Below are 3,091 nucleotides of genomic sequence, written 5' to 3'. Positions count from 1 at the left end.
ACCCGGCGTGATGGACCCCAGTTCGCGCTCCATGCCGAAATGCTGGGCGGTGTTCAACGTCGCCATCTGGATCGCGGTGATCGGTTTCAACCCTTGCGCGATGGCATGGCGCACCACCCGGTTCATATGCCCATGATTGACCAGCGTACCCGAGTGGCTGTCGTCGGTGCAGAGAATGAAGTTGCGCGGGTCGATGCCGCGTTCGGTGATCGCCTTGACCTGAGCTGCAACGTCGTACCAGGCCGAACCCAGCCGCAGCATCGCGCGCATGCCCTGGCGGACACGGGCAATGGCGTCCTCAACGGTCGTGCCCTCATGGTCGTCGGCCGGACCGCCAGCCACATAGGCGTGGAACTCACGGCCGAGATCGGGCGAGGCATAGTGGCCGCCGACGGTGAGGCGTGCTGCTTGCGTGGCGGCGATCTCGGCGACCATCTTGGCATCGTTGGCCGCGACACCGGGAAAATTCATCATTTCGCCGAGGCCGATGATGTTCGGCCAGCTCAGCGCCTCCCTGACGTCGGCGGCGCTGAGCTGTGCGCCTGCCGTCTCCAGCCCCGGCGCGCTCGGCACGCAACTAGGCACTTGAACCAGAACGTTGATCGGCAGGCTTTGTGCCTCCTCGTTCATGAGCCGCACGCCAAACAGGCCAAGCACATTGGCGATCTCGTGCGGATCTATGAACATGGTGGTCGTGCCATGTGGAATGACGGCACGGGCGAACTCCGTCACCGTCACCAGTCCGCTTTCGACATGCATGTGGCCGTCGCACAGGCCCGGCACGAGATAGCGGCCTTCAGCGTCCACGACCTTCGTGTTCTCACCAATCGTATGACCGGCGGCAGGTCCGACATAGGCAAAGCGTCCGGCCGAGATTGCGACATCCGTTCGCGGCACGATCTCGCCGGAATAGACGTTGACCCATTTGCCGTTGCGGATCACCAGGTCGGCTGATGAGCGCCCCATCGCCACGTCGACCAGTCGCGGGGCGGTTTCAGACCAAGGCAGAAGCATGTGAAGTATGTCCTTTGAAAGCGCAGCGTCTGGCGGGCGCCACAGCGCCCGCCATGGGTGCTACTGGATCTGGGCGACGAGTGCGGCCGCGAGCAGCGCGACGAACCACATGATCGGCTTCACCTCGCCGGCCTTGCCGACGACAAGCTTAAGCAGCACATAGGCGATGATCGCCAGCGACAGGCCAAGCGTGATCGAAAAGGTCAGCGGGATCAACACGATGGCGAGAAAGGCGGGAATAGCCTCTTCGGCGTCCGACCAGCGGATCCGGCCCATCGGCTCGGACATGAACAGTCCGGTCAGGATGAGAACCGGTGCTGTTGCGATCGCCGGCACTAATGACAGCAGCGGCGACAAGAACAGGAATGGCAAAAACAGCAGGCCAGCGACAAGCGCGACGAGGCCCGAACGGCCACCCTGCGCGATGCCTGCACCCGACTCAAGATAAACGGTCGCGGGGCTCGTGCCGAGCGGAGCTGAGATCAGTGCCGCCACCGCATCGACATGCATCGATTCCTTGATATTGCGCGGCATGCCGTCCTCGTCCTTGAGGTTGGCGGCTTCAGCGAGCCCTAGGAAGGTTGACAGCGCTTCGACGAAATTGGTGAACAGGAACACGAAGATGAAGGGGATGTAGGCGACCTGGAGCGCGCCGAGCAGGTCGACCTGCCAGAGGAAGCTGAAGTCGGGCGCAGCCGACAGGCCGCTCCAGTTAACCAGCGTCGTCACGTCGGGCGTCTCGGGCGAAAACGCGCTGCCATTGCCCCACCAGCGGCCGATCGGGATCGAGATCAGCGTCGTCAGGATCATGCCTGCCATCATCGCGCCAGGCACACGCCGCACGACCAGCCCGACCGTCGCGATGAACCCGGCAATGAAGGTCAAGGTGACGGGGTTGAAGGTCGTGAGGCCAACGATGGTGTCGGGGTTGGAGACGATGAACTTGGCGTTGACCAGGCCGATCAAGGCGATGAACAGGCCAATGCCGCAGGCAATGCCGTAGCGCAGATCCGTCGGGATGGCCTCGATAACAGCGCTTCTGAGATTGAGCACCGCCATGATGGTGAACAGCACGCCTGCCCACAACACGCAGCCAAGGGCGATTTCAAGCGGAACCTTGGCGCCGATGACCATAGTGTAGGCGAAGAGCGCGTTGATGCCCATGCCCGGCGCGACAAGGATCGGGCTGCGCGCATAAAGCCCCATCGCGCAGCTGCCGATGAAGCTGACCAGCACGGTGGCAGTCACGCCCGCCGAGAACGGAATGCCAGCATGGGCAAGGATAGAAGGGTTGACGACAATCACATAGGACGCGGCCAGAAACGTCGTGAGGCCGGCCAGAATCTCGGTCCGCATATTGGAGCCAAGCCTGGTGAATTGAAAATGGCGGTCGAGGACGGCGTGCAGCCAAGATGGCTGCACGCTCGCTTTCGCCGGGATCTGCGGCTGGTAGTTCATATATTCCTCCCCTTAATGTTTGATTCCGACGCGGCCGATTTGCCAAAGCCGTGGCAGCGTTCCTCACTCCGCTGCCACGGCCCTCCCCTGCTCGAGGATCGGCGACGTCACCGTCAGGTTGACGCAATYGATCACGCCCAAATCGGTGATGGCGTAGTCGGGAATCGCCGTGATCTGAAGCACAAACATGTACATGAATGGCCAAGGCAGATCGCAGCCGAGGCTTCGGGCCGCATCGTCGAGCCGGCCCTCGATGGCGGCCATTTCCTGCGGTTCGATGTCGGAGACGATGCCGCCGATGGGAAGATGGAGGAATTCGAGGATTTCTCCGTCCTTGGCCACCACCTGCCCGCCATTGTTGGCGATGAGATGGTTGATGGCGACCGTCATGTCCTCGGGGCTGGTGCCCACGCAAATGATGTTGTTGTCGTCAGGCGCTGTCGAACTCGCCATAGCGCCTGCCTTGAGGCCAAAGCCCGAGGTGAAGGCGACCGGCCGGTGTTGGGTTTTTCCATAGCGCTCGACGACCGTCACGTACTGGACGTTCTGGCCGGCATCGGCGAGCACCCGGCCATTGCGAACCGGAAGCGTCACCTCGCGCCGCGTACGGACGAAAACC

The 3,091-nt window shown here is 62.4% G+C and carries 3 protein-coding genes; all 3 read right to left on the bottom strand.

Features of this window, described 5'->3' with window-relative positions:
- A partial coding sequence (locus AC1DUU_RS27525; protein ID WP_476786524.1) for an amidohydrolase family protein occupies positions 1–1,014 on the bottom strand: 1,014 nt, incomplete at its 3' end.
- A gap of 60 nt (positions 1,015–1,074) precedes the next feature.
- The gene (locus AC1DUU_RS27520; RefSeq protein ID WP_476786523.1) at positions 1,075–2,472 is read right to left on the bottom strand and encodes an NCS2 family permease; all 1,398 of its coding nucleotides are present in this window, start codon (positions 2,470–2,472) and stop codon (positions 1,075–1,077) included.
- Positions 2,473–2,535: 63 nt separating this feature from the next.
- A partial coding sequence (locus tag AC1DUU_RS27515) for an adenine deaminase C-terminal domain-containing protein (protein ID WP_476786522.1) occupies positions 2,536–3,091 on the bottom strand: 556 nt, incomplete at its 5' end.

The sequence above is a fragment of the Aminobacter sp. P4_H6_2 genome, assembly GCF_056400805.1.
Note: the sequence above shows the minus strand (reverse complement) of the source record. Positions and strands in the feature narration are given on the sequence as shown.